Origin of the sequence: Streptomyces fradiae (assembly GCF_041270065.1) — a bacterium.
In the GTDB taxonomy this organism is placed as follows: domain Bacteria; phylum Actinomycetota; class Actinomycetes; order Streptomycetales; family Streptomycetaceae; genus Streptomyces.
The window spans coordinates 607,798-629,512 of the sequence record NZ_CP065958.1 but is presented as its reverse complement, the minus strand read 5'-3'; the positions used below and the strand labels follow the sequence as shown (position 1 = coordinate 629,512).

The following is a 21,715-nucleotide window of genomic DNA, read 5'->3' as shown; positions in this document are numbered from 1 at the left end:
GTGACGACTTCCGAGGAACGGACCAGGGTGCACGCCTTCCGGGACGACGCCCTGGGAGAGCACGACGCGGTGGGGCTCGCCGCCGCCATCCGCAGCGGCGAGGTCGGCGCCGCCGAGGCCGCCCGGGACGCGGCGGCGCGGGTCCGCGAGGTCGAGGCCCGGCTGCACGCCGTACAGGTGCACGCCGAGGACGCCGAGACCACCGCGTCCGGCTCCGGTGGGGGCGCCTTCGCGGGCGTGCCCAGCTTCGTCAAGGACAACACCGACCGGCGCGGACTGCCCACCGGCCACGGCAGCGCGGCCTTCACCCCGCGCCCGGCCCGCCACGACGCGCCCTTCGCCCGCCAGTTCCTCAGCACCGGCGTCACGGTCCTCGGCAAGACCCGGCTGCCCGAGTTCGGCTTCAGCCCGACCACGGAGTACGACGACGCCGAACCCGTCCGCAATCCGTGGCACACCGACCACTCGGCGGGCGGTTCGTCCGGCGGCAGCGCCGCCCTCGTCGCCGCCGGCGCCGTGCCGATCGCCCACGCCAACGACGGCGGCGGCTCCATCCGCATCCCGTCCGCCTGCTGCGGACTCGTCGGCCTCAAGCCCACCCGCGGCCGGGTCGTCGCCAACGCGCAGAGCCGTCAACTGCCCCTCGACCTCGTCACGGACGGCGTCGTCAGCCGCTCCGTGCGCGACACCGCCGCGTTCCTGGCCGCCGCCGAACGTCACTGGCGCAACCCCGCGCTGCCGCCCGTCGGCCTCGTCGAGGGCCCCTCCGGACGCCGGCTGCGGATCGGCCTGCTCCTCGACTCGCCCAACGGCGTGCGCCCCGACGCCGCCACCCGGGCCGCCGTCACCGAGACCGCCACCGCCCTCGAACGGCTCGGCCACACCGTGGAACCGGTCTCGCCCGCCATCGACCCCCGCTTCACCGAGGACTTCCTTACCTACTGGGGCCTGCTGTCCTTCCTCATCGGCACCACCGGCCGCACCCTCGGCGCCGGCTTCGACCGCCACCGCATGGACCCGCTCAGCCGCGGCCTGCGCGAGACCTACGTCGAGAACTGGCACCGCACCCCCGGCGTGCTGCGCCGGCTGCGCCGTACGAAGTCGGCGTACGCGGCGGCCTTCCGCGGCCACGACCTGCTGATGTCGCCGGTGCTCGCCCACACCACGCCGCCGATCGGCCACCTGAGCCCCTCGGTGCCGTACCGGACCCTGGTCAAGCGGATCCTCGCCTACGTCGCGTACACCCCGATCGACAACGTGGTCGGCACCCCCTCCCTGTCCCTTCCGTCCGCCGCGACGACCGACGCCGGACTGCCGATCGGCGTGATGTTCTCGGCCCGCCCGGGCGCCGAACGCAATCTCCTCGACGTCGCGTTCACCCTGGAGGCCGAGCGGCCCTTCCGCCGCATCCAGGACGGTGCCGGCCGATGAGCACCTCCGCCGTACGGGTCGAGCGGGACGGGCCGGTGACGACCGTCGTGCTCTCGCGGCCGCAGGCGCGCAACGCCGTCGACGGGCCGACGGCGGCGCTCCTTGCCGATGCCTTCCGGGAGTTCGAGGCCGACGACGCGGCCTCGGTCGCCGTCCTGTGGGGCGAGGGCGGCACCTTCTGCGCGGGGGCCGACCTCAAGGCGGTGGGGACGGCGCGCGGGAACCGGGTGGAGGCCGGCGGGGACGGGCCGATGGGGCCGACCCGGCTGCGGCTGAGCAAGCCGGTGATCGCTGCGGTCGCCGGACACGCCGTCGCCGGCGGCCTCGAACTCGCGCTGTGGTGCGATCTGCGGGTCGTGGAGGAGGACGCCGTGTTCGGCGTGTTCTGCCGCCGCTGGGGCGTGCCGCTGATCGACGGCGGCACGGTGCGGCTGCCCCGGCTGATCGGGGAGAGCCGGGCCATGGACCTGGTCCTCACCGGGCGGCCGGTGCCCGCCGCCGAGGCGCACGCCATCGGGCTCGCCAACCGCCTGGTGCCGCCGGGGGAGTCCCGGGCCGCCGCCGAGGAACTCGCCCGGCAGATCGCCGCGTTCCCGCAGCTGTGCCTGCGGCACGACCGGATGTCCGTCCTCGAACAGCACGGGCTGCCCGAGGACGAGGCCATGGCCGGTGAACTCGCGCACGGCATGGTGCCGTTGACCGCCGGGGAGACCTCGGCGGGCGCCGCCCGCTTCGCCTCGGGCGCGGGCCGCCACGGCACCTTCGCCGACTGACTCCCCCTGTCCGAGGGTCAGTTGACCGAGCGGCCGAAGAACTCCAGCTCCGCGACGGCGACCTGCTTGCGCGGGTCCGCCCGCCAGGCCGTGCCCAGGACGAGACGCACCGACAGGGCGTCGCGGACCCGCAGGTCAAGCCGCTGTGTGCCGCCGTCGTTGAGGCGGTGGTGCGTGACGCGCGTGGTGCCCGATGAGTCCGTGACCGCGAGGTCGAAGGTGCGCGGGCCGGCCTGCCCGTCGGCCTGTGTGGTGTTCTTCGAACTGCCGGGCGTGATCAGGACGTTCAGTAGATCGGTGGGCTCTCCGAAGCGCGCCTCCAGGAACTGCCCGGCCGAGTCGCCCCCGTACCCCGTGCCCCACCAGGTGTCGGAGTAGCCGTCGCCGGCGAGCTTCGCGTCCCGCTTCGGCGCCGTGTGCGAGGCCGTCCAGGCGACCGGATGCACCGGGACGCGGGTGGCGAAGTGGTCCTGCACGGCCCGCGCGGCCGGCGGGCCGCCGACGATGCCGCCCACCACCACGGCCACCACGCCCGCGCCGATCAGCGCCCGCACGATCCAGCGGCTCCGGTCGCGCACCAGACCGGGGCGCCGTCCCGCGTACGGGCCGTCGGCCGTGTCCAGGGTCTCCGGCACCATCGGCGTCGCGCACGACCGGCAGAAGTGCCGGCCCCGCTCGTTGACGCTCGCGCACGCCGGGCACGGCACACCGTCCCGAACCGGCGCGGGCGCCGCGGCGGCCCGGACCACCGGCGCCGCCGCCCCGGGCCGGGCGGGCAGCACGGGCGCGGCGACCGGCGGCGCCTCGTCCTCGGCGTGCTCCGGCACCGGTACGAGCAGCGAACGGGCGACGGTGTTCCCGGCGCCCGACTCGGGCGCCACCGGGTCGGCCGCGGGCGTGGCCGGCAGCGGCGCCGTGTCGTCCTCCGCGCCGGCGGGCGGCCCGGGCTCCGAACGTACCGGATCCGAACGTACCGGCTCCGACTCCGGCTCCGGATCCGGATCAGCCGCTTCCGCCGGACCAGCCGCCTCGGGGGCCGGGCCCGTCGAGCCCGACGCGGGCGTGTCCCAGCGCAGGAACGCCCCGCAGCCGTCGCAGAAGGACTGGTCGTGCTTGCGGACGGGGTTCCCGCACTCCGGGCACGCCCGGGCGGGGGAGGGGGACGGAGGGGCGGACGAGGTCGCGTCGCTCATGGGGTTCAGGCTCCTTCGGAGGTACGGGACGTGGTCACGGCGACCGTGAACGGCAGGTGGGCCGGGCGCGCCGCGGCCACCACCCCGCGCAGCCGGTGCGGGTCCACCGCGGCCGGGTCGGCGACCCGGAGGACGACGTGCACCCCGGCCGCGGGCGCACCGGGGAACGGGCCGAGCGGCCGGGCCGACCAGCTCGCGCCGCCGCTCTCGGTGATCTCGGGATCGACGCCGAACGCGAGGCGCACCGCCGCCGCGAGCCCCTGCCGGGTGCCGCGGACCCGGTGCAGCGCCACCGCCGAGGCCACCGCCTGCCGGCGCAGTGCCAGCGGCTCGGTGCCGGTCAGCTCGGTGCCCACCCAGCCCGCCAGGTAGTCGACGAAGTCGGCGGGCGCCAGCCACGGCGAGAAATAGGCCTCCAGGGAGTCGAGCACATGGAACAGCGGCGCCAGGACCACGTCGAGACCGGCGACGAAACGCTGCCCGAAGTCGTCCTCCGCGTACACGGCGGGCAGCGCCGCCCCCAGCGGATGCGGCGTCGCGAGCCCCGGCACCGTGCCCCGCGCGGACCCGCTCACCGGGCCTCGACCACCCGGACGCGGTGGTCGAACGGGAAGAGCAGCGCCGACGGCGCCAGCTCGATCCGGTCGGTCGCGTCGCCGCGCCGCCCGGTCAGCGGGTCCGCCGGATGCAGCAGCACCTCGTCCACCAGCTCCACGCCCGGCACCCGCTGCAGCGCGGCGAACACCTCGCCCGCCCGCAGCGGCCGCCCGAACGGCCAGCCCTCGCCGTGCGCGCCGCCGGTCAGCGGATCCAGGTACGCGTAGAGGGTGTCGAGCGCGTCGGCCCGCACCCGCTCCGCCTCCGCCGCCCGGAAGGCGTGCAGCGTCGCCACCACGGTCACGCCCTGGTAGTACGGGGGACCCACGGCCAGCCGGGTGCCCAGCGGGCGCCGCTCGTCGAGGAAACCCGTCACCCGGGCGAGCAGTTCGTCGCCCGGCACGAGCTGCTCGAAGCGCAGCCGCCCGCCCCGGTCCGGCACCGCCTGCGGCACCACCAGGACCCGCACCGCGTTCTCCCCGACGCCGGACTCGGCCCCGGACGCGGCCGTGTCCGCCGCCAGGCAGGCGATCCGCGCGGTCTCCGGCGCCGCGCGCCGCGCCAGCTGCTCGTAGTCGCGGGCGGTCACCGCCCGCTCCTGGGCGCGCAGTGTGATGGGCGCCCGGGCCTTCGCCTCCTCGACGGTCTCCCCGTCGACGCCGCCGCGCGCCGCCTCGCGGTTCTCCACCCGTGCGATGTACGGGATGGAGCTGCGCAGCACGGTGATCGTGCCCCGGGCCACGTTGCCCGCCCGGCCGCCCCCGGTGCCGTACCGCACCGCCCGGATCGCCGCGCCCTTCGGCGGGACGGCGCCGAACTGCCGTACCGTACCGTCGGGTTGGCGCACCGCCGGGCCGAAGGCCAGCTCGCCGGTGGCCGCGTCCAGGGTGAAGTGCCGGTCGCCGGGGCGCGAGCCGGCGAAGTCGGCGACCGCCGTCCACTCCTGCCAGCCCGACTCCAGGGCGTCCCCGTCTACGCTCCCGCCGGCCCGCTCGGCGACCTGGAGCAGCAGCGGCGGCCGGTCCACGACCGGCGCGTGCGCGAGCCGCAGCCGCTGCCCCGGCACGCCCTCCGACGCGCCGAGCCCCTCGTCCCGCACGGTCTCCGCGTGCGCGGCGCGCACCGTGCCGCCGATGGTGAACGCCCGGGCCGAGCGCACCGTCGGCGACTCGGAGTACGCGGGCAGCCCGGCCGCCGCCTCCACCACCCGGCAGCGCACCCAGCCCGCGTCATGACCGCCGAGCCGCGACACCGCGTGCCCGGACGGCATGTGGAGCACCACCTCGCCCGGCCGGTTCAGACCGCCGGTCGAGTCCTCGTCGACCTCGACCGCCGTCCAGCCGGCGCCGGTCGTCCACGCCTCCCACACCAGCGGCGGACGGCGCGGATCCACGCCGACGCCGTCCACCCGGCTGTCCAGGTCGAGCACGAGCACACAGTCCGGCACCGCCGCCGACAGACCGAACAGCAGCGCGTCGCCGACCTGCGGGAGGGCCGTGAACGCGGGCACGTCCTCCCCGCCGAGCACGTCCTGCGAGCGGTCCTCGGGCGTCCCGCCCGCCTCGTGCCGCAGCATCCGGTCGAGGGTGCAGGGCACGACGGTCAGATCGGCGGTGGTCGCGAAGACGACCGCCTCCTCCGTCTCCGTACGCCCCGTCGCCACCTCCGTGCCGGTCGGAAGCAGCACCGGCTCGGGCTGCGGCGCCGACAGCCGGAACGTGATGTCGGCCCGCGCCGCGGCGGGCGGGAACAGCGTCACGCCGAGCAGGTCGAGGAAGGCCAGATGGTTCTTCTCCGGCACCCGGTTGAGCCGGTAGACCAGCTGGTCCGCCATGTGCGCGACGGCCTCGATGAGGGTGACGCCCGGGTCGGAGACATTGTGGTCCGTCCACTCGGGACACGCCTGCTGGACATAGCGCTTGGCGTCGTCGACGAACTGCTGGAACCGCCGGTCGTCGAGATGGGGTGAGGGCAGGGCCATGGCGGTTCTTTCAGTCCTCGGAGGGGATGACGTAGAAGGGGAAGACGAGATTGCGCGGGTTGTTGGCGCCGCGCACCCGGTAGCGCACGTCGATGTGCAGGGTCGTCGGCTCGCCCGGCGCGGGCGCGACCGAGACCTCCTCGACCTCGATCCGGGGCTCCCAGCGGTCGAGCGAGGACATCACCTCGTACCGGATCCGGCCCATCGTCGCGTCGTTGACCGGCGCGAACACCAACTCGTGGACCGCGCAGCCGAATTCTGGACGCATCGGCCGCTCGCCCGGCGCCGTCGCCAGGACGAGCCGCATCGACTCCTCGATCTCGCGGTCGCGCCGCACCAGGGCGATCGCCCCGCTCGGACCGGTGCGCAGCGGGAACCCCCAGCCGGCGCCGACGAAGTGCTCACTCACCAGGGGCCTCCTCAGACTCCTCAGAACGGCAGGTTGGCCGCGACCGGGTTCGGCATCGGCACGGTCGAGGTGATCAGGGCGGGCGCGTTCAGGACCGCCTGGGTCAGCGCCGTCACCTTGAACTTCGCCCCGGCCTTGATGTCCACGCCGAGCTTCGCGTCCAGGCTGATCCGGCCGCGCGCCGAGAGCGTCAGGTCCCCGCCCGAGTCGACCGTGACGCCGCGGGCGCCGGTGATGGTGACCGTGCCGTCGCTGTCGACGGTCAGGGTCGTACGGGCCTCGTTCAGCTCGATGCTGAGCTTCCCCTGCCCGGTGCGCAGCCGCACACCGTGCGAGGCCCGGGTCCGCCCGGCGTTCTCGCGCAGTTCGACCGTGTGCCCGGAGCGCGAGGTCAGCGCCCGCCACTGCACCCGGCCGCTCGTCGGATCCACCGCCGCCGCCTGGTCGGTGGCCGGCGTGTGCCGGTCCACCCCGTTGTAGAGCCCCGCCAGGACGTACGGATGTTCAAGGGACCCCCGGTCGAAGGCGCACAGCACCTCGTCGTCCACCTCCGGCAGCATCAGCCCGCCGCCGCCCCGGCCGCCGAGCTGCGCCACCCGGCACCAGCCGCTCTCGTACGTGTCCGAGAGCCACGGGAACCGCAGCCGCACCCGGCCCAGGTTCAGCGGGTCCTTGGTGTTGGTGACCAGGGCCACCGCCACCCCCGGCATCGGCGGCGCCGGCTCGCCGCCGCCCGAGGCCGTCCCGTACAGCGAACGGAACTGCCGCCCCGACACCGTCAGCCAGGTCGCGAACTGCCGCCCCGACGTGAAGACATGACGAACCCCGGTCGCCGTGTAGCGCCCCTCGAACGGGAACCCGGCGCCCTTCACCGCCACCGGCTGCCCCGGCTTCAGCGCCGGATTGCCGGTGACCGCCACCTCCACCTCCGCGAACGAGCCCGTCACGTCGTCCGCGAGCGCCGAGGCCGCCTGTGCCACCTCCGACTGCGTCGTGAACGGCGTGCCCGTGGCGGTGAGGTCGGCCGGACCGAACGGCGCCGACAGCTGCGCCGGAGCGATGTCCGAGACGATCTCCCGGCTCGCGAGCGCGGGTGTGGGGGAGGACAGCGCCTGCTTCGTCCGCGGATCCCAGCCCCGTACGTCGACCTGGCGGACCTGCCCAGCGGCCGTCACCGACACCCTGCTGTGCAGCGTGTTCGCGCCGAAGTCCAGGACGTACGGGCTCTGCGCCGCCGGCGTCGTGTCGGCGGGCGCGCCCGAAGCCGGCGCCAGGGCGGCGAAGACGAGCCGGCCCGCCGGGTCGAGCGACAGCCGGACGTCGTTCTCGCGGGCGAGCCGCGACAGGAAGTCCCAGTCGGTGATGTTGGGTTGGGTCGCCAGCTCGTACACCGAAGGCGTCGCGTCGATCCGGCCGACCGGAACGCCGTTCAGCGCCGCCAGCTTGCGCGCGATGTCCGAGGCCGTCATGTTCGGATAGCCCGCGACCCGCCGGTTGCGCAGCAGCCGGTGCCCCGGATCGTATCCGCGCAGGATCAGATAGCGCCCGTGCCCCGGCGCCGCGTCCACCTCGACCGCCGTCACCTCGCCCGTCAGCATCGGCTCGCCCCGCTTGCCGTCGGCGAACGGCGAGAGCACCGCCATCGCACCGACCTTCAGGAACCGGTACTTCTCGGTGAGCGCGCCGTCCTTGTCCGCGAACGTCAACTGGAACGCCGACGGCACGTTCACGCTGGAGTCCACCCAGCCCTCGGTCAGCCGCGCCGCCAGCGGCTCCGGCAGCGGAGTGCCGTCGAGCTGGACGTGGAGGACGGTGGTGAAGGTCTTCTCGCTCATCTGGTGCCCTCGGTTTCCGGCGTGTCATGGGGCGTGCGGTCGGCCCCATAGCGGGGCCTGTGGTCGGGCGCGTGGTGGGGCCCGTAGCGGGGAGGGTGGTCGGGCGTGTCCTGGGTGGACGGCAGCAGCAGTTCCGTGCCCGGGCGCAGCCGCATCGGGTCGTCGATCCCGTTCGCCTCGGCGATCAGCCGCCAGCGCGTCGCGTCCCCGTACTCCCGCCAGGCCAGCGAAGCCAGCGAGTCCCCGGCCACCGCCCGGTGCACCCGCCGCGCCGACAGCGCGCCCGAGGTCGGGTTCTGACGCTTCGTCGCCGACGAGATCTCCGTCAGCGACAGCGCGCACGTCGCCCGCAGCGGCACCCCGCTCGGGCTGAACAGGGTGTACGTCGCCGACACCGAGGTCACGTAGGCGACCAACCGCACCGTCGAGAACGACCCCCACGAGAACGACACCCAGGGAGGGGACGGGGCCTTCGCATCGATGCTCTGCTGCGTCACCTCGCAGCAGGAGAGCAGCAGTTCGACCTGCTGCTGCACCGCCGTCGACGACGGCGTCCCCGACGCGTCGAGGAACACCTCGACCTCCATCGACGCCGGCTCGGCCCCGGTGAACTTCGGCGGCGCGCCCCGGTCGTACGCCACGTTCGGCTCCGTGAACCAGTGCGCCGACCTGCTCAGCCTCAACTGGTCCGGATTGAACTGGAACTTGACCTCCCCCAGCATCCCGCCGAGCCCGCCGTCCAGATCCGTCGGCGGCTGATGGATCGCCAACGACGCCCGCGAGAGCCCGCGCGCCGCCTTCCCGCCCGAGACCGCCGCCATCGCTACAGACCCCCCGCGTCCGTGAACCCGTGATGAGCGATCTCCAGCGACTCCGTCGCCACCCCCGGACTCGCCGGATCCAGCGACGGCCCCGTCCACCGCACCGGCAGCACCTCCACAAGCCCCCACTGCGCCACGACCGACCCGTCGGCGCGCAGCGCCGCGATCTGCGCGGTCGGCCGGGTGATGCCGGTGGCGAGCGACGAGATCCACGCGGCCACGCGGGCGGTGTCCGAGGTCAGCGGCCGCGTCAGCCGGATCGTCGAGAACGTCACCCGCGTCGGCAACTGCCACACGAACCCGTTGTTCCCGCCCTCGTGCCGCTGCTCCACCTCGACCTCCGAGGACAGCCCGTCACAGCCGTTGAACAGACCGAGGTCCTGGCCGTCGATCGTCAGCTTGAAGAAGACGGTGGAAGCGGGGTCCTGGAGCAGGGGCATGGCGACGGTCTCTCGGTAGGAGGTGGCTTGGTCGGAGGGAGGGTCAGTGTTGGTGATCGCGGAGCCGGCCCACCCGCTCACGGTCCGCCCGCAGCTCGGCCCGGAGCAGCCGGGACAGCGGGGTGACGAGGCGACGGGCCAACTCGTCGAGGTGGGCGGGGGATTCGGCGGGGGCGGGGGTGGGGGCGGGAGCTGGTGGGGTGCTGGTCCGCCGGACGGGGGCGGGCGGAGCGGTTCCCGCGATGGGTACGGAGGTACGGGCGAGGGGCGCGGGAGCGGGCGCCGGCGCAGGCGCGGCCTGGCGTTGCACGGTCGGCACCGCAGGCGTACGCGGCGCCGGCGCCGGTACCGCCATCGGTGCGGCCTCCGGCACGCTCGGCGCGAGCGGCCGTGCCGTGGCCAGTGGCCGTACGGAGCTCCGCTGCACGGCGGGCGCGGTGGCTCGCGGCACGTCCGTGACGGTGACGACGGGGAGCGGCGCGGCCGGCGCCGGTTCCGGCACCTTCTGGACGGGAGCGGGCGCCGGGGCCGGCGTGACCGGCGCCCCGATGGGCGACCGTCGCGCCACCGGCGCCTGGGAGTTCCAGTCCGCCCCGGGCGCCCGCCGCGACCTCCGCACAGCGGGCCCCCGACGCGCGGCACCACTGTCGTGAACCCCGGGCCCGGCGGGGGAGTCCGGGCCCGGGGAGTTCTGGATGTTTTCGACAGGGGTGGTCCTGGGCGCCGGCTCCGCCCCGACCGGGTCAAACCGGCGGACCGGGGGTACGGCCCGCGCGGACAGGAGCGGCGAGCGCGGCGTGCTCAGGGGGCGGACGACCGTCTGTGCCGCCCTCTCGGCCGCGCGCCGCTGGACGGGAGCCGCCGGCGCCGGCGCGGGTCCGCTGCCCTGCGGGCCTACGGCCTCACGCTGGCTTGGGGCCTGCGGCCCCGGGCCTGCGATGGGCGTCCGAGGAGTGGGGCTGTCGGGACGGGGGTCCTCCATGGGGCCGGCCCCTTCGGCCCCCTCGGCCCGTGCGGGCCTGCCTGCGGCTGTCCGCTTGTCTGCGACGGCTCGCCGGGCGCGGGCCTGCGGTCCCGCGCCGGTGGCGGGCGTCCGAGGCGCTGCCTGCGGCTGGACCGGGGTGGCGCGCTGGACGGCGGGTGCCGGCCGCGAGGCGCCTCCCTGCGGGACCTGAGCCCCAGGGTGTGCCATGGTCTCCGGCTGCCGCGTCGGAGACGGGACACCAGGTACAGGCGTGGCCTTGGCCGTGGCAGCTCGCGCGCCCTCCACCTCATGCTGGATTGGGGCCTGCGCCCCCGGGCCTGCGGTGGGCGTTCGGGGTGTGCGGTTGTCGGGGCGGTGGTCCTGCGTCGGGCCGGCCTGCGGCCGGGAGGGGGTTGCGCGTTGGACGGCGGGTGCCGGTGCCGGGACGCTGCCCTGTGGCCCCTCGTTCCCTCGGCGTGGCATGGCGGCCGCGGTCGGGTGACCGGTTGCGGGTTCGGGCTCGGCCCCGACCGGCCGTGCTGCGCCGGCCCGCGTGCCCTCGGGCGCGCGCTGGGTCGGGGTCTGAGGCCCTGTGCCTGTGGCGGGCGTCCAGGGTGTGGGGTTGTTGGGGCCGTGGTCCTGCGCGGCTCCGGCCTCCGGTCGGACGGGGTTGGCGCGCTGGACGGTGGGTGCCGATGCAGGCTGACCGCCGTGGGAGCCCTCGGCCCCACGGCGTGCCGTGGCGTCCGGCAGTTGCGCCGGAGACGGAGGAGCAGACATGGGAGTGGCCTTGGCCTCGGCCGGTCGCTGGACCGGCGCCTGCGGTCCCGCGCCTGGGGTGGGTGTCCGGGGCGTGAGGTTGTTGGGGCCGTGGTCCTGCGCGGGCCCGGCCTGCGGTCGGGCGGGGGTGGCTCGCTGGACGGCGGGTGCCGATGCCGGGACGCTGCCCTGCGGGGCTTCCGCCCCACGGCTTGCCGACGGCGCGGCAGCGCTGCTCGGCCCGTCAGTCGCAGGTCCAGCTTCGGCCCGGGCGGACCGTGCCGCGTCGGCCCGTGCGGCCTCGGTCGCTCGCTGGACTGTGCCTGTGGTGGGTGTCCGGGGTGCGGTGCTGTTGGGGCGGTGGTCTTGCGTGGGTCCGGCCTCCGGCCGGGCGGGGGTGGCGCGCTGGATGGTGGGTGCCGATGCCGGGACGCTGCCCAGCGGGCCTTCGGGCCCGCGGCGTACCGTGGCCTCCGGCGGCGGTGCCGAAGATGCCGCACCAGACTCGGGCGCGGCCTTGGGCTCGACCCGTGCGGGCTGAGCCGCGTTAGTCCGGGTGCCCTCCACCTCCCGCTGGAGCGGAGTCTGCGGCCCTGTGGGGCCGTGCGCCCCACGGCCTGCCGACGGCCTGGCAGCGCTGCTCGGCCCACCAGTTGCAGGTTCGGTTTCGGCTCGGGCGGGCCGTGCCGCGCTGGCCCGTGGGCCTTCGGTCGCTCGCTGGACTGTGCCTGTGGTGGGTGTCCGGGGTGCGGTGCTGTCGGGGCTGTGGTCTTGCGTGGGTCCGGCCTCCGGCCGGGCGGGGGTGGCGCGCTGGATGGTGGGTGCCGATGCCGGGACGCTGCCCAGCGGGCCTTCGGGCCCGCGGCGTGCCGTGGCCTCCGGCGGCCGTGCCGAAGACGGAGCGCTGGACACGGGCGTGGGCTTGGCCTTGGCCCGCGTGCCCTCCACCTCCCGCTGGAGCGGGGTCTGCGGCCCTGTGGGGACGTGCGTCCCACGGCCTGCCGACGGCGCGGCAGCGCTGCTCGGCCCACCAGTTGCTGGTTCGGCTTCGGCCCGGGCGGGCCGTGCCGTGCCGGCCGGCGTGCTCTTGACCGCTCGCCGGACCGGCGCCTGCGGTCCCGCGCCCGTGGCGGGGGCCGAAGGCGCGGTGCTGTCAGGGCGGTGGTCCTGCGCGGGCGCGGCCTGCGCCCGGGCCGGGGTGGCGGGCTGCGCGGGGGGTGCCGGTGTCGGGACGTCGCCCAGCGGGGCCTCGGCGACACGCGGTGGCGAGGACGGCGCCGCAGCTGCCCGTGTGCCCTCCACCTCGCGCTGGACCGGTGCCTGCGGTGCCCCGGGGGCCCCACCCCGCTGGACGTCGCGCGAGCGCGTGCCCTCCACCTCACGCTGAGCCGGCGCCTGAGGCGCCCCCGCCCCGCCCCGTACCGCCCGCTGCACCGCCGGGCCCTCCGCACCTGCCACCGGCAGCCGGAGCCCCGGCAGTTCGGAGGTGGTCGGCGGCACCGGGCGTACCGCGTCGAGGAGGAGGCCGGCGGGGGCGGCGGGGAGGGAGGCGTGGGTGAGGTGGGTGTGGAAGGAGGGGTTCCAGTGGGTGGCGAGGGACGAGGAGAAGGCGGGTTCCGCGACGGGGGTCGGGGGGGTGAGGACGCGCTGGACGGGGGGCAAGGCCTGCCACGCGGTACCGGAGGCCGTCGCCGGCGCCGCCACCGGCTCCTCCCGCGAAGCCCGGTTCCGGCGCCCGCGCCATCGGTCGAACACGTTCATCCTCATCCTCTCCAACCCCCTTTCTCCGTACCGCCGTTGTTTCGGTCAGCCCTGCTCCACCAGCGCCCGCGCCCGCGCCACGTACCCGCGCCGGTCCGCGTGCTCCAGGTCGAGGACGGCGTCCATGCCCCAGTGGAAGTGGAAGGCGAGGTACGCGGTCTCCTCCTCGATGAGATCGGCCGCGTACGTCACGATTCCCCCAGGCGGCTCCCGGCCAGCTCGACCTCGAAGGACTCCTCGCAGTGCGGGCAGGCCACGGCGGCCCGGGTGTGGCCCTCCGCGTTGATCTGCCGGTAGAAGTCCTGGAGGAACGCCAGGTCGGAGGCGAACATGTTCTCCACCGTCCCGTCGTGCACCGACGGGAGCGAGCCGAGCCGGGTGATCACCCGGCCGAGCAGGACCACCGACAGATACGCGGGGTTCTCGCGGACCCGCACGTCCCGCAGCGGCACCAGCTCGTCCCGGGCCGTGGCCAGCCGCATGGCGCCCCGGCGGTGCACGGTGCCCGACTCGTCGACGTAACCGCGCGGCAGCTCGAACTCGAACTCGGTGCGCAGCGGCTCCTGTCGGGCTTCCGGCCCTGACGAGGCACCCGGCCCCGTTCCTTCGCGTCGCACCGGATCAGCCGAGGGTCAGCTCTTCGAAGGTGATCGTCACCTGCTCGGTGAGCGCCGCGGCGTCACCGGCCTTGGTGCCGCTCAACTCCACCTTCGTGCACCAGGCGTTGCGCAGGTTGTAGCGCTTCACCTCGTTCAGCTCGTAGTCCATGAAGATGATGGACGCGTCCTTGCGGGCCTGGCCCATGTTGCCCGCGATGGAGGCCGCGATCCACTCGGTGAAGGCCTGGGACTGCGTGGCGCCGCGCGTCACCGTGCACTCGCCGGCCTTCTTCACGCCGGGGAGCTTCTTGATGATCGGCTTGCCGTCGGCCGAGACCTGCTGGTACTCGATGACGTCCTGCTCCATGGAGAGGCTGCTGATCTCCTGCAGGGTCTCGACCATGACGCCGTCGATCTGCAGGCCGAAATTGTGTGTGGTGAGCGCGTCACCGGTGTCCAGAGCCATGCGGGATCACTCCTGTTCGTGCGGGATTGCGTACGGATGGGGAAGAGGAAGGGTCGGGCGCCCGAGGTCGGGCGGAACGGCGAGGAGAGCGGCTACTCCTCCAGCTCCCCGCCCCCGCCCTGGAACTGCGCGAGCCGGAACACCACGAACTCGGCCGGCTTCACCGGCGCGATGCCGATCTCGCAGACCACGCGGCCCAGGTCCACGGACTCCGGCGGGTTCGTCTCGGCGTCGCACTTCACATAGAACGCGTCCTCCGCGCGCTGCCCGAACAGCGCGCCCTGGCGCCACTCGTTGACCAGGAACGCCGAGATGTTGCGGCGGATCCGCGCCCACAGCGACTGGTCGTTGGGCTCGAAGACCACCCACTGGGTGCCGACGAGGATGGACTCCTCGAGGTAGTTGAAGTAGCGGCGGACGTTCAGATAGCGCCAGGCCGGGTCGGACGCCATGGTCCGCGCGCCCCACACCCGGATGCCGCGGCCCGGGAAGGCGCGGATGCAGTTCACGCCCACCGGGTTGAGCAGATCCTGCTCGCCGCGGGTGATCTGGAGCTCCAGGTCGACCGCGCCGCGCACGATCTCGTTGGCCGGGGCCTTGTGCACGCCGCGCTCGGCGTCGTTGCGGGCCCACACACCGGCCATGTGGCCGGACGGCGGCACCGTACGCGTCTGGCCGGTGGCCGGGTCGAAGGACTTGATCCACGGGTAGTAGAGGGCCGCGTAGCGGGAGTCGTAACCAGCCGTCTCCTGGCGCCACTTGCGTACGTCGCGCGCGTTGAGGCCCGGCGGCGGGTCGAGGATCGCCATCCGGTCGCCCATCAGCTCGCAGTGGGAGATCAGGCCGAGCTGCACGGCCTTGACCTGCTCCGCGTCGATGAGTCCCCGCTGGTACGCGGCCATCAGGTCCGGCACGGCGACCATGCTGATCTCGTCGAAGGCCTCCAGGCCGCCGAAACCGGTGCGGTCGGCCGAATCGCCGATGAAGCGGGCGGAGTCGAGCGTGGCCACCGCCCCGGTCGCCGCGCCGGCCGCTCGGTCCCCGACCCGGTCCGGGAGCACGGCCCGCGCCACGGGCGGCGCGAGCGTCACGGACTGGGCGTCCGGGCGGGCGAGTTGGCCGCCGGCCGCCGCCTCCTCGACCACGATCGTCTTGGAACGCTGCTTGATCTGCGTGACGACATAGGTCCGCGAGCCCTTCTTCGCGGACGCGTCGAAGCTCTCGACGACCTTCTCGCCGTCCTTCACGACCAGCTTGAAGCGCTCGCCGTCCCCGCCCTCGACGTCCTGCACCTCGACGGTCAGGGCCCCGCCGGCCTCCGAACCGGCCGCGATCGCCGCCACCTTGAAGGTACCGAGCGCGACCGCCTCACCGGCCACCAGCTCACGCGGCGCCCCAGCCCCAGCCCCAGCCCCGGCCCCGGCACCCGTCGCCCTGCCCGCTCCAGCCCCGTCGGCCTGCCCGTCGCCCTGCGCGTCCCCGCCGCCGACCCGTACGACGTACGCCGCTGTGCCCCCGTTGTCGAAGAAGCCGTACACGGAGTGGGCCAGGTAGTGGCCCTCCGTGAACTCGCCGAACGACGCCACGTACTGCGTCCAGTTGGTGACGAGCACCGGCTCGTTCAGCGGGCCGGTCGGCGCGAGGCCCACGAACGCGGCGACGGAGGTGCCCACGCCCTCGATGGGGCGGGAGCCGCTGGCGATTTCCTCGACGTAGACGCCGGGGGACAGATAGGTGGGCATGGGCGATCGCTCCTAGGGGAAGAACGTGCGGGTGCGGGCCGGCGGCCGGCCGGCCCCGTGGCCGTCGTCGGCGTCCGTGACGCGTACGCCATCGACTCTTCCCGCCGCGCGGGGCCGCGACCAGGGAGGCAAGGGCCGTCACAAGGGCAGGGCCGCACCGCCCCCGGCGGCGCGTCAGGGCATCCGGGCGTGCCCGCGACCGGGGACTTTCGGGCAACCATCGGGCCCCTTCGGGCACTTAGCCTGCGCCCATGACCATGTGGACCTCTCTGGACCCGGCCGACGTGACCGTCGAGCCAGGGACCCGGACCTCCGCTCGGCTGCGTGTGCGCAACACCGGGGACACCGTCGAGGAATACCGGCTCTCCCTCGTCGGCAAACCCTCGGGGTGGTCCCGGGTGGAGCCGGACGTCCTCCGCCTCTACCCGGGCAGTGAGGGGACCGCCGAGATCTCGTTCGCCCCGCCGCGCTCGCCGGACGTGCCGGCCGGACCCCTCCCGTACGGCATCCGCGTCGAGCCCCGCGAGAACGCCGCCGCCCGCGACGTCGTGGAGGGCCGGCTGACCGTCACGCCCTTCACCGAGGTGCGCGCCGAGCTGCTGCCGCCCGCGCTCACCGGCCGCTTCCGCGGGCGGGCCCGCGTCGCCGTCGACAACCTGGGCAACACCCCGCTGACCGCCTCGCTGCTCGTACGCGACGAGGGGAACCGGCTCACCTTCGACATGCGGCCCAACGCCGTGCAGATCGCCCCCGGCCGGGCCGCGTTCGGCGACCTCGTGGTGCGCCCGCAGGCCGTACGGTGGACCGGCGGCGAGGAGTCGCACCGCTTCACCGTGGCGGTGCGCCGCTCCGGCGACGACACCTCGCTCGACATCGACGCGACCTTCGACCAGCGGCCGGTCCTCGGCGCCTGGCTGATGGTCGCGGCCGGCCTGCTCGTCACCGGCGTCATCGCCTTCGTCGCGCTCTGGATGAGCTTCTCCCCGAAGATCACCAGCGCGGCGAAGGAGACCCGGGCGACCGGCGCCCCCGCGCCGCTGCCGCAGGGCGACGGCGACAAGCTCCCCGACGCCCCGCCCCCGCCGAGCACGGCCGGCACGCCGCCGCCCGGCGCGAACCAGACCGGCGGTGGCGGGGAGCTGCCGCCCGGTGACGGTGGCTCCGGGTCCGGCGACGGCGGGGGAGGGAGCGGCGGCGGCTCGGCCTCCGGCGGCTCCGGCGGTGGCGGCACCGGCGGCGGTGGGGAGGCGCCCCCGCCGCCGAGCGCTCCCCGCGAGGTCCCGCCGTGGGGCCCCGGCTACCCGAAGGACGTCGTCGTGGAATTCGCCCAGCTCCGCCTGGCGGCCCTCGGCAGCAAGAACGCCTGTACTCTGAAGGGGAGTTGGAGCCCTGGCGTCATCGACGGGCCGACCCGCACCTCCCTGGTCTGCTACCAGAACGCCGTGGTCAAGGTCGGCCAGCGGGACGGCACCAACTCGGCCGCGATCTTCGAAACGGACGCCGAGGGCATGCTCGGCCGCGCCACCCTGACCTCGCTCTGGGCGCAGGGCATCTCCCCCGACGAGGTGAAGTCGGGCAGCCGCACCTGGGAGAACACCGCCCTGATGGGCGCCTTCTGGTGGGCGATCAACCGCGACTTCACCGACCCCGGCGACATGGACCGGGTCCGCAACTACGCCCGGCTCGGCATCGACCACTTCCGCTCCGGCAAGGACACGACGACGCCCTACGGCAGCAACGTCAGCGACCACATCCGCACCTACCAGCAGGCCGTCGGCCTCCCGGCCACCGGCACCGCCGACTGGAAGACGCTCAACGCGATGGTCGGCGGCAGCGTGAAGTAGCAACAGCAGAAGCGGAAAGCAGGTCGGGGGCGGTCCATGCGCGGACCGCCCCCGACTCTCCTGTGTCGTGCCGTTACGTTACGGGGACCAGGGCGCCGCCGTGTCCGCGACGAGCCGCCCCGCCTTCCGGTACTCGCGACGCGCCCCGGCCCGCAGGTCCTCGCCCGTCACCACCGCCCCGGCCCCCCGAGCCGCCGCCAGATACCCCGCGGTCACCGCGGCCGAGCGGATCGCGCCGCCCGCGAGCTCGAACTCCTTGGCGCAGCCCAGGATTTCCTCCGCCAGGCCCTTCGCACGCGGCACGCCCGCGAGGCAGGAGTGCCAGAGCGCGACCCGCTGCTCGGCGTCCGGGAACGGGAAGTCGACCACCAGGTCGAGCCGGCGGGTGAAGGCCTCGTCGATGTTGGCGCGGAGGTTGGTGGTGAGCACCGCGATCCCGTCGAAGGCCTCCAGGCGCTGCAGCAGATAGGCACTCTCCAGGTTCGCGTACCGGTCGTGCGAACTGCGCACCTCCGACCGCTTGCCGAAGACCGCGTCAGCCTCGTCGAAGAGCAGCACGCAGTCCGTGCGGTCGACCTCGGCGAAGATCCGCTCCAGGTTCTTCTCGGTCTCGCCCACATACTTGTCGACCACCGACGACAGATCCACCACATAGAGATCCAGGCCGAGTTCGCCCGCGACGACCTCCGCACCCAGCGTCTTCCCCGTGCCCGACTCGCCCGCGAACAGCGCGACGACACCGCGCCCCCGCCCGCCTCCGGTGCGCAGCCGCCACTCGCCGAGCACCCGGTCCCGGTGCCGGGCCCGCCCGGTCAGCTCGCGCAGCAGGCCCAGCGGCTCCTCGGGCAGCACGATGTCCGCGAACCCCACCGCGGGCCGCACCCGCCGGGCCCGGCTGTCGAGCAGCGGCGCCGACACGAGCCGCGCGCCCCGCTGGACGTGGGCCCGGGTGAGCGAGCCGCCCTCGAACGCCGCCAGGGCGCGGGCCGCGCTCGCCGCGCGCCGGATCTGGTCCCCGCCGAGGCGGTACGGCGCGACGGCCTCGGCCAGGTCGAAGTCGCCCCGGCCGGAGCCGGGTTCGCCGCCCAGCGCGTGGCGCCACAGCTCGACGGAGGAGGCCTCGGCCGCCCCCGGCGCCTCCAGGGCCACCAGCGCCGCCGCCGGCACCCACGTCGGATCGGGCGCCTCGGCCCCGGCCAGGACCACCGTCGCCCCGCCCGCCGCCAGCGCCCGCACCAGCGGGCCGGGCTCCGGCGGCAGCGGCTCGACGACCACCGCGGCGCCGCGCAGCCGGGCCTCGCGGAGCAGCACCCGGGCCGCCTCCGCGTCCACGGCCTCCGGCCGGTACCGCAGCACCGGCCGCCCGGCCGCCCGCAGCGCGGTCACCACCGCGTCCGTCGCGGCCCCGGGCACCCGCTCCCGCAGATGGACGGTCACGGGTCCGGCCGCCGCGATCCGCGCGGCGACCTCCCCGACGGCCGGCCCGGCGCCTGTTCCGGTGGGCGGCAACAACTCCACCCCCGCGTCCGCCAGTCGGGCGTCCAGCCGGCTGTCATCGCCGAGCAGATGCGCGACCACCCGCTCCGGCACCCGCAACGCCCGCCCGGGCAGCGGCCGGCCCTCGTCCTCGTCGTCGACCTGAAGCAGCCCGCCCGCGCGCAGCGGCGCCGCCGGGTGAAAGCGGTCCCGAGCGCCCGCGTCGGCCGGCCCGGTCCCGGCCAGGTCGAGCGCAAGCCCCACCGTGGCGCGACGCCGCCCGACATCGTCGTTGAGGTACCCGTACAGCGCCTCGAACCCCCGATCCACCTCGGGCGCGACCGCCGCGAGGAGCACCTCCACATCGAGCCCGGACAGCCCGAACGCGCACCTGAGCGCGGCCAGCCGCCCCGTGCTGCTCTGCCGGCCCGGCGAAGGCCCGCCGAGCTCAGGCGCCGCCGGGCCGGCGGGCGCTTGCCCGGACATGCCGGCCGCGCCGGATGCACCCGCCGCGCCCGGCCCCGCCGTCGCGATCCGCAGCGCCGTCTCCCCGGTCACGTACAGGCCGCGCAGCGGATCGCCCGCGGTCGGGTCGTCGGCGCTGCGGGTCGCCACCAGTGCGGCGACCCGGGTGCGGAGCGCGCCGATCAGCTGCAGCAGGTCGGCGCTCATGCCCGGCCCCCGCGTGCCGCGATGCCGCTGCCCGGGCGGCGCAGCATCCGTGGGGACGAGTCGTTCGGGACGCCGTCGAGGCCGCGGACCACGACCTCGGCGCCCTCGGTGACGGGCGGGGCCGCTCCGTACACCGGGGTGACCGGGAAGGGGGTGGTGATCACGACGTCGAGGGAGGGTTTCAGCTCGCCGCCGAGCGCGGACCAGATCTCGGCGAGCGAGCGGGAATCGCCGGGCGGCACCGCGACCGTGAGGGGCAGGGTCGGGGTGATGGCCCGGACCGACTCGGGGACGGCGTCGCCGGACAGGACCTCGTGCGGGAGCAGGAGCGCCAACGCGCCGGAGAGCAGACGGTGTTCGTCCTCCGGGCGGGCGGTCCAGGCCGTCACCAGGTACGACAGGCGGAACCAGCGCGGCGGCTGGCGGCGGCGGGTGACGACGCCCTGGGCGTCGCGCTCGGCGACGGGGCCGCGTTCGCGGCGGGCGACGTCCTCGCGGATGTCGTAGAGGTACGCGTTGAGGGTGGGCGCGTTGCGCCGGGCCGCCCAGTCGCGGGTCGGCGCCTCGAAGGCGATGTCGCCCGTGACCGCCGGCGCGAGCAGCAGACGCAGGGACGCGTCGATTTCGTGGATCATCAGATGTAGCCCTCGCGGAGCGCGTACGCGACGGCATGCGCCCTGTTGGTGAGTTGGAGCCGGGTCATCAGCGCGTGCAGGATGTTCTTGACGGTGCGTTCCGAGTAGGCGAGCTTCTCGCTGATCTGCCGGGTCTCGAAGCCCTCCGCGAGCAGCCGCAGCACGTCGACCTCGCGCGGTGCCATGCCGAAGAGCGGCACGGTGCCGCCCGGGCCGGTGCCGGCGGCCGTCGCCCGCTGCAGCCGCCCGACCTGGTCGAGGAGCCGGCTCACCAGGTCCGGCGGCAGTTCCCCCTCGCCGCGGGCCGCGCTGTGGACGGCGCTCAACAGGCGTTCCTCGGTGGCCTGATGGCGCCAGATGATGGCCCGCACCCCGTATTCGACGACCGTGAGCAGATCCGGCTCGCGCAGCTCCCGGGCGACCAGCACGACCCGCTGGTCGCTGCCGGCGCGAAGCAGCCGGCGCAGCTCGGCGGTGGTCGGTTCGTCGATCCGGTCGGCGAGCATGACGGCGACCGCCGGCGCGTCCGCCGTCCCCCGCGGCGCCCCGCCGCCGTCGTGCCCTTCGCGGCCGGCCATCACGTCGATGGTCGGCTGGTGCCGTAAATGACTGATCAGCCCGGCCCTGCTGAGCGGATCGGATGCGTGGACGGTGACCGTCACGCGTTTGGTGAGCATTTCCCCTACCTGCTCTCTCGCTCGGCTCGACCCGTCCGTGCGCGGGCCGTCGGGGCACGGGGCCGAGGCGCTGGTCGAGCGGCCGTACGTACCGTGTCCCCGCGGCTGGTGGCATGTGACGTGAGCCGCCCGTGGTGCGTGGTCTGCCGGTCCGTGGCGACGCGTCGGCCACAGTGGCCGCGCCAGCCTCGCAGCTCGTACTCACGTTCCACTGCCGTCGCGCTAACGTCCTCCTGCCGCCGGGTACGCAGGGTGCGCCGGCGGCACGGACGGAAGGCGGTGGCGGAGCGGTGGTGCGGGAGCTCTACAACGTACGGGTGCTTCCCGGCGAGGGCGCGGGCGCGGGCGAGGACGATTCGCCCGCGACGCCGCTGACGGCGGACGAGGAACGGCGCTACCGCGGGCTGCTCTTCACCGAGCTGGGCAACGAGATCGCCGACCGCGGCTGGGCGCGCTACCCCGCCTACACGCCGCAGGACCGGCGTCGTCTGGTCGACGTGGCCGAACGCCTCACCGCGCACTGGGGGCAGCGGGTCTTCGTCGAGGCCGAGGACCTCACCCGGCTCAGGCTCTGTCTGGCCTCGCACCGCATGCCCTGAGCCGGGCCGGCCCCGGCCCCCCGGCTAGCGCGAAAATGCGT

20 protein-coding genes are annotated in these 21,715 nt (G+C 75.0%); 5 read left to right on the top strand and 15 right to left on the bottom strand.

Annotation, left to right across the window (positions count from 1 at the left end; translation table 11 throughout):
* A complete protein-coding gene (locus JAO84_RS02770) occupies nucleotides 1-1,431 on the top strand; it encodes an amidase (RefSeq protein ID WP_370410051.1) in 1,431 nt (476 codons plus the stop codon).
* Nucleotides 1,428-2,204, top strand: a complete 777-nt coding sequence (locus JAO84_RS02765) for a crotonase/enoyl-CoA hydratase family protein (protein ID WP_370410049.1) — start codon at nucleotides 1,428-1,430, stop codon at nucleotides 2,202-2,204. Before JAO84_RS02770 ends, JAO84_RS02765 begins: the two co-directional genes overlap by 4 nt.
* 17 nt (nucleotides 2,205-2,221) lie before the next feature.
* Here the strand turns inward: JAO84_RS02765 and JAO84_RS02760 are convergent, their stop codons facing one another.
* From JAO84_RS02760 to JAO84_RS02725, 8 genes are read right to left on the bottom strand one after another with little or no spacing between them, the layout of a single operon-like run.
* Nucleotides 2,222-3,397, bottom strand: a complete 1,176-nt coding sequence (locus tag JAO84_RS02760; protein WP_370410047.1) for a hypothetical protein — start codon at nucleotides 3,395-3,397, stop codon at nucleotides 2,222-2,224.
* 5 nt (nucleotides 3,398-3,402) lie between these two features.
* On the bottom strand, nucleotides 3,403-3,972 hold the full coding sequence (locus JAO84_RS02755) for a phage tail protein (protein WP_370410045.1): 570 nt from the start codon (nucleotides 3,970-3,972) through the stop codon (nucleotides 3,403-3,405).
* A complete protein-coding gene (locus JAO84_RS02750; protein ID WP_370410043.1) occupies nucleotides 3,969-5,975 on the bottom strand; it encodes a putative baseplate assembly protein in 2,007 nt (668 codons plus the stop codon). Before JAO84_RS02750 ends, JAO84_RS02755 begins: the two co-directional genes overlap by 4 nt.
* Before the next feature lie 10 nt (nucleotides 5,976-5,985).
* Entirely contained in the window at nucleotides 5,986-6,384 is a 399-nt protein-coding gene (locus tag JAO84_RS02745; RefSeq protein WP_370410041.1) for a GPW/gp25 family protein, read from the bottom strand.
* Between the two features lie 20 nt (nucleotides 6,385-6,404).
* The gene (locus JAO84_RS02740) at nucleotides 6,405-8,219 is read right to left on the bottom strand and encodes a VgrG-related protein (protein WP_370410039.1); all 1,815 of its coding nucleotides are present in this window, start codon (nucleotides 8,217-8,219) and stop codon (nucleotides 6,405-6,407) included.
* Entirely contained in the window at nucleotides 8,216-9,040 is an 825-nt protein-coding gene (locus JAO84_RS02735; protein ID WP_370410037.1) for a LysM peptidoglycan-binding domain-containing protein, read from the bottom strand. Before JAO84_RS02735 ends, JAO84_RS02740 begins: the two co-directional genes overlap by 4 nt.
* A 2-nt stretch (nucleotides 9,041-9,042) precedes the next feature.
* Nucleotides 9,043-9,480 (bottom strand): phage tail protein, encoded by a 438-nt coding sequence (locus JAO84_RS02730; RefSeq protein WP_265864425.1) that lies wholly within the window; start codon nucleotides 9,478-9,480, stop codon nucleotides 9,043-9,045.
* Nucleotides 9,481-9,523: 43 nt separating this feature from the next.
* Complete coding sequence (locus JAO84_RS02725; protein WP_370410035.1) at nucleotides 9,524-9,931, bottom strand: hypothetical protein; 408 nt, start codon at nucleotides 9,929-9,931, stop codon at nucleotides 9,524-9,526.
* 10 nt (nucleotides 9,932-9,941) lie between these two features.
* Here JAO84_RS02725 and JAO84_RS02720 point away from each other — a divergent pair, with 10 nt between their 5' ends.
* Complete coding sequence (locus JAO84_RS02720) at nucleotides 9,942-10,133, top strand: hypothetical protein (RefSeq protein ID WP_370410033.1); 192 nt, start codon at nucleotides 9,942-9,944, stop codon at nucleotides 10,131-10,133.
* Nucleotides 10,134-13,009: 2,876 nt separating this feature from the next.
* Here JAO84_RS02720 and JAO84_RS02715 read toward each other — a convergent pair.
* The 4 genes from JAO84_RS02715 to JAO84_RS02700 all read right to left on the bottom strand — a co-directional run bounded on the left by JAO84_RS02715 (nucleotide 13,010) and on the right by JAO84_RS02700 (nucleotide 15,771).
* Complete coding sequence (locus JAO84_RS02715) at nucleotides 13,010-13,156, bottom strand: hypothetical protein (protein WP_265864421.1); 147 nt, start codon at nucleotides 13,154-13,156, stop codon at nucleotides 13,010-13,012.
* Nucleotides 13,153-13,581 carry a hypothetical protein gene (locus JAO84_RS02710; RefSeq protein WP_370410031.1) on the bottom strand — a complete coding sequence of 143 codons (429 nt, stop codon included), beginning with the start codon at nucleotides 13,579-13,581 and terminating at the stop codon, nucleotides 13,153-13,155. Before JAO84_RS02710 ends, JAO84_RS02715 begins: the two co-directional genes overlap by 4 nt.
* 4 nt (nucleotides 13,582-13,585) lie before the next feature.
* Complete coding sequence (locus tag JAO84_RS02705; protein ID WP_265864418.1) at nucleotides 13,586-14,029, bottom strand: phage tail protein; 444 nt, start codon at nucleotides 14,027-14,029, stop codon at nucleotides 13,586-13,588.
* Nucleotides 14,030-14,121: 92 nt separating this feature from the next.
* Nucleotides 14,122-15,771, bottom strand: coding sequence for a phage tail sheath subtilisin-like domain-containing protein (locus JAO84_RS02700; protein ID WP_370410029.1), 1,650 nt, complete (start codon nucleotides 15,769-15,771; stop codon nucleotides 14,122-14,124).
* 251 nt (nucleotides 15,772-16,022) lie between these two features.
* Between JAO84_RS02700 and JAO84_RS02695 the strand changes: the two genes are divergently transcribed.
* A complete protein-coding gene (locus tag JAO84_RS02695) occupies nucleotides 16,023-17,615 on the top strand; it encodes a peptidoglycan-binding protein (protein ID WP_370410027.1) in 1,593 nt (530 codons plus the stop codon).
* Nucleotides 17,616-17,693: 78 nt separating this feature from the next.
* Here the strand turns inward: JAO84_RS02695 and JAO84_RS02690 are convergent, their stop codons facing one another.
* Genes JAO84_RS02690 through JAO84_RS02680 form a run of 3 tightly spaced genes read right to left on the bottom strand, consistent with a single transcriptional unit; the run spans nucleotide 17,694 to nucleotide 21,075 of the window.
* Nucleotides 17,694-19,763: an AAA family ATPase gene (locus JAO84_RS02690; RefSeq protein WP_370410025.1), complete on the bottom strand. Its 2,070-nt coding sequence runs from the start codon at nucleotides 19,761-19,763 to the stop codon at nucleotides 17,694-17,696.
* Nucleotides 19,760-20,398, bottom strand: coding sequence for a DUF4255 domain-containing protein (locus JAO84_RS02685; protein WP_370410023.1), 639 nt, complete (start codon nucleotides 20,396-20,398; stop codon nucleotides 19,760-19,762). Before JAO84_RS02685 ends, JAO84_RS02690 begins: the two co-directional genes overlap by 4 nt.
* Nucleotides 20,398-21,075, bottom strand: a complete 678-nt coding sequence (locus JAO84_RS02680; RefSeq protein WP_370410021.1) for a response regulator transcription factor — start codon at nucleotides 21,073-21,075, stop codon at nucleotides 20,398-20,400. Before JAO84_RS02680 ends, JAO84_RS02685 begins: the two co-directional genes overlap by 1 nt.
* A gap of 293 nt (nucleotides 21,076-21,368) precedes the next feature.
* Between JAO84_RS02680 and JAO84_RS02675 the strand changes: the two genes are divergently transcribed.
* The gene (locus JAO84_RS02675; protein WP_370410019.1) at nucleotides 21,369-21,674 is read left to right on the top strand and encodes a hypothetical protein; all 306 of its coding nucleotides are present in this window, start codon (nucleotides 21,369-21,371) and stop codon (nucleotides 21,672-21,674) included.
* The last annotated feature ends 41 nt before the right edge of the window (nucleotides 21,675-21,715 follow it).

Bases quoted from the DNA above. Each gene is read 5' to 3' on its own strand.
- JAO84_RS02740 (WP_370410039.1), bottom strand. From the start codon at position 8,219: ATGAGCGAGAAGACCTTCACCACCGTCCTCCACGTCCAGCTCGACGGC.
- JAO84_RS02750 (WP_370410043.1), bottom strand. From the start codon at position 5,975: ATGGCCCTGCCCTCACCCCATCTCGACGACCGGCGGTTCCAGCAGTTC.
- JAO84_RS02685 (WP_370410023.1), bottom strand. From the start codon at position 20,398: ATGATCCACGAAATCGACGCGTCCCTGCGTCTGCTGCTCGCGCCGGCG.
- JAO84_RS02700 (WP_370410029.1), bottom strand. From the start codon at position 15,771: ATGCCCACCTATCTGTCCCCCGGCGTCTACGTCGAGGAAATCGCCAGC.
- JAO84_RS02760 (WP_370410047.1), bottom strand. From the start codon at position 3,397: ATGAGCGACGCGACCTCGTCCGCCCCTCCGTCCCCCTCCCCCGCCCGG.
- JAO84_RS02735 (WP_370410037.1), bottom strand. From the start codon at position 9,040: ATGGCGGCGGTCTCGGGCGGGAAGGCGGCGCGCGGGCTCTCGCGGGCG.
- JAO84_RS02705 (WP_265864418.1), bottom strand. From the start codon at position 14,029: ATGGCTCTGGACACCGGTGACGCGCTCACCACACACAATTTCGGCCTG.
- JAO84_RS02690 (WP_370410025.1), bottom strand. From the start codon at position 19,763: ATGAGCGCCGACCTGCTGCAGCTGATCGGCGCGCTCCGCACCCGGGTC.
- JAO84_RS02730 (WP_265864425.1), bottom strand. From the start codon at position 9,480: ATGCCCCTGCTCCAGGACCCCGCTTCCACCGTCTTCTTCAAGCTGACG.
- JAO84_RS02680 (WP_370410021.1), bottom strand. From the start codon at position 21,075: ATGCTCACCAAACGCGTGACGGTCACCGTCCACGCATCCGATCCGCTC.
- JAO84_RS02765 (WP_370410049.1), top strand. From the start codon at position 1,428: ATGAGCACCTCCGCCGTACGGGTCGAGCGGGACGGGCCGGTGACGACC.
- JAO84_RS02695 (WP_370410027.1), top strand. From the start codon at position 16,023: ATGACCATGTGGACCTCTCTGGACCCGGCCGACGTGACCGTCGAGCCA.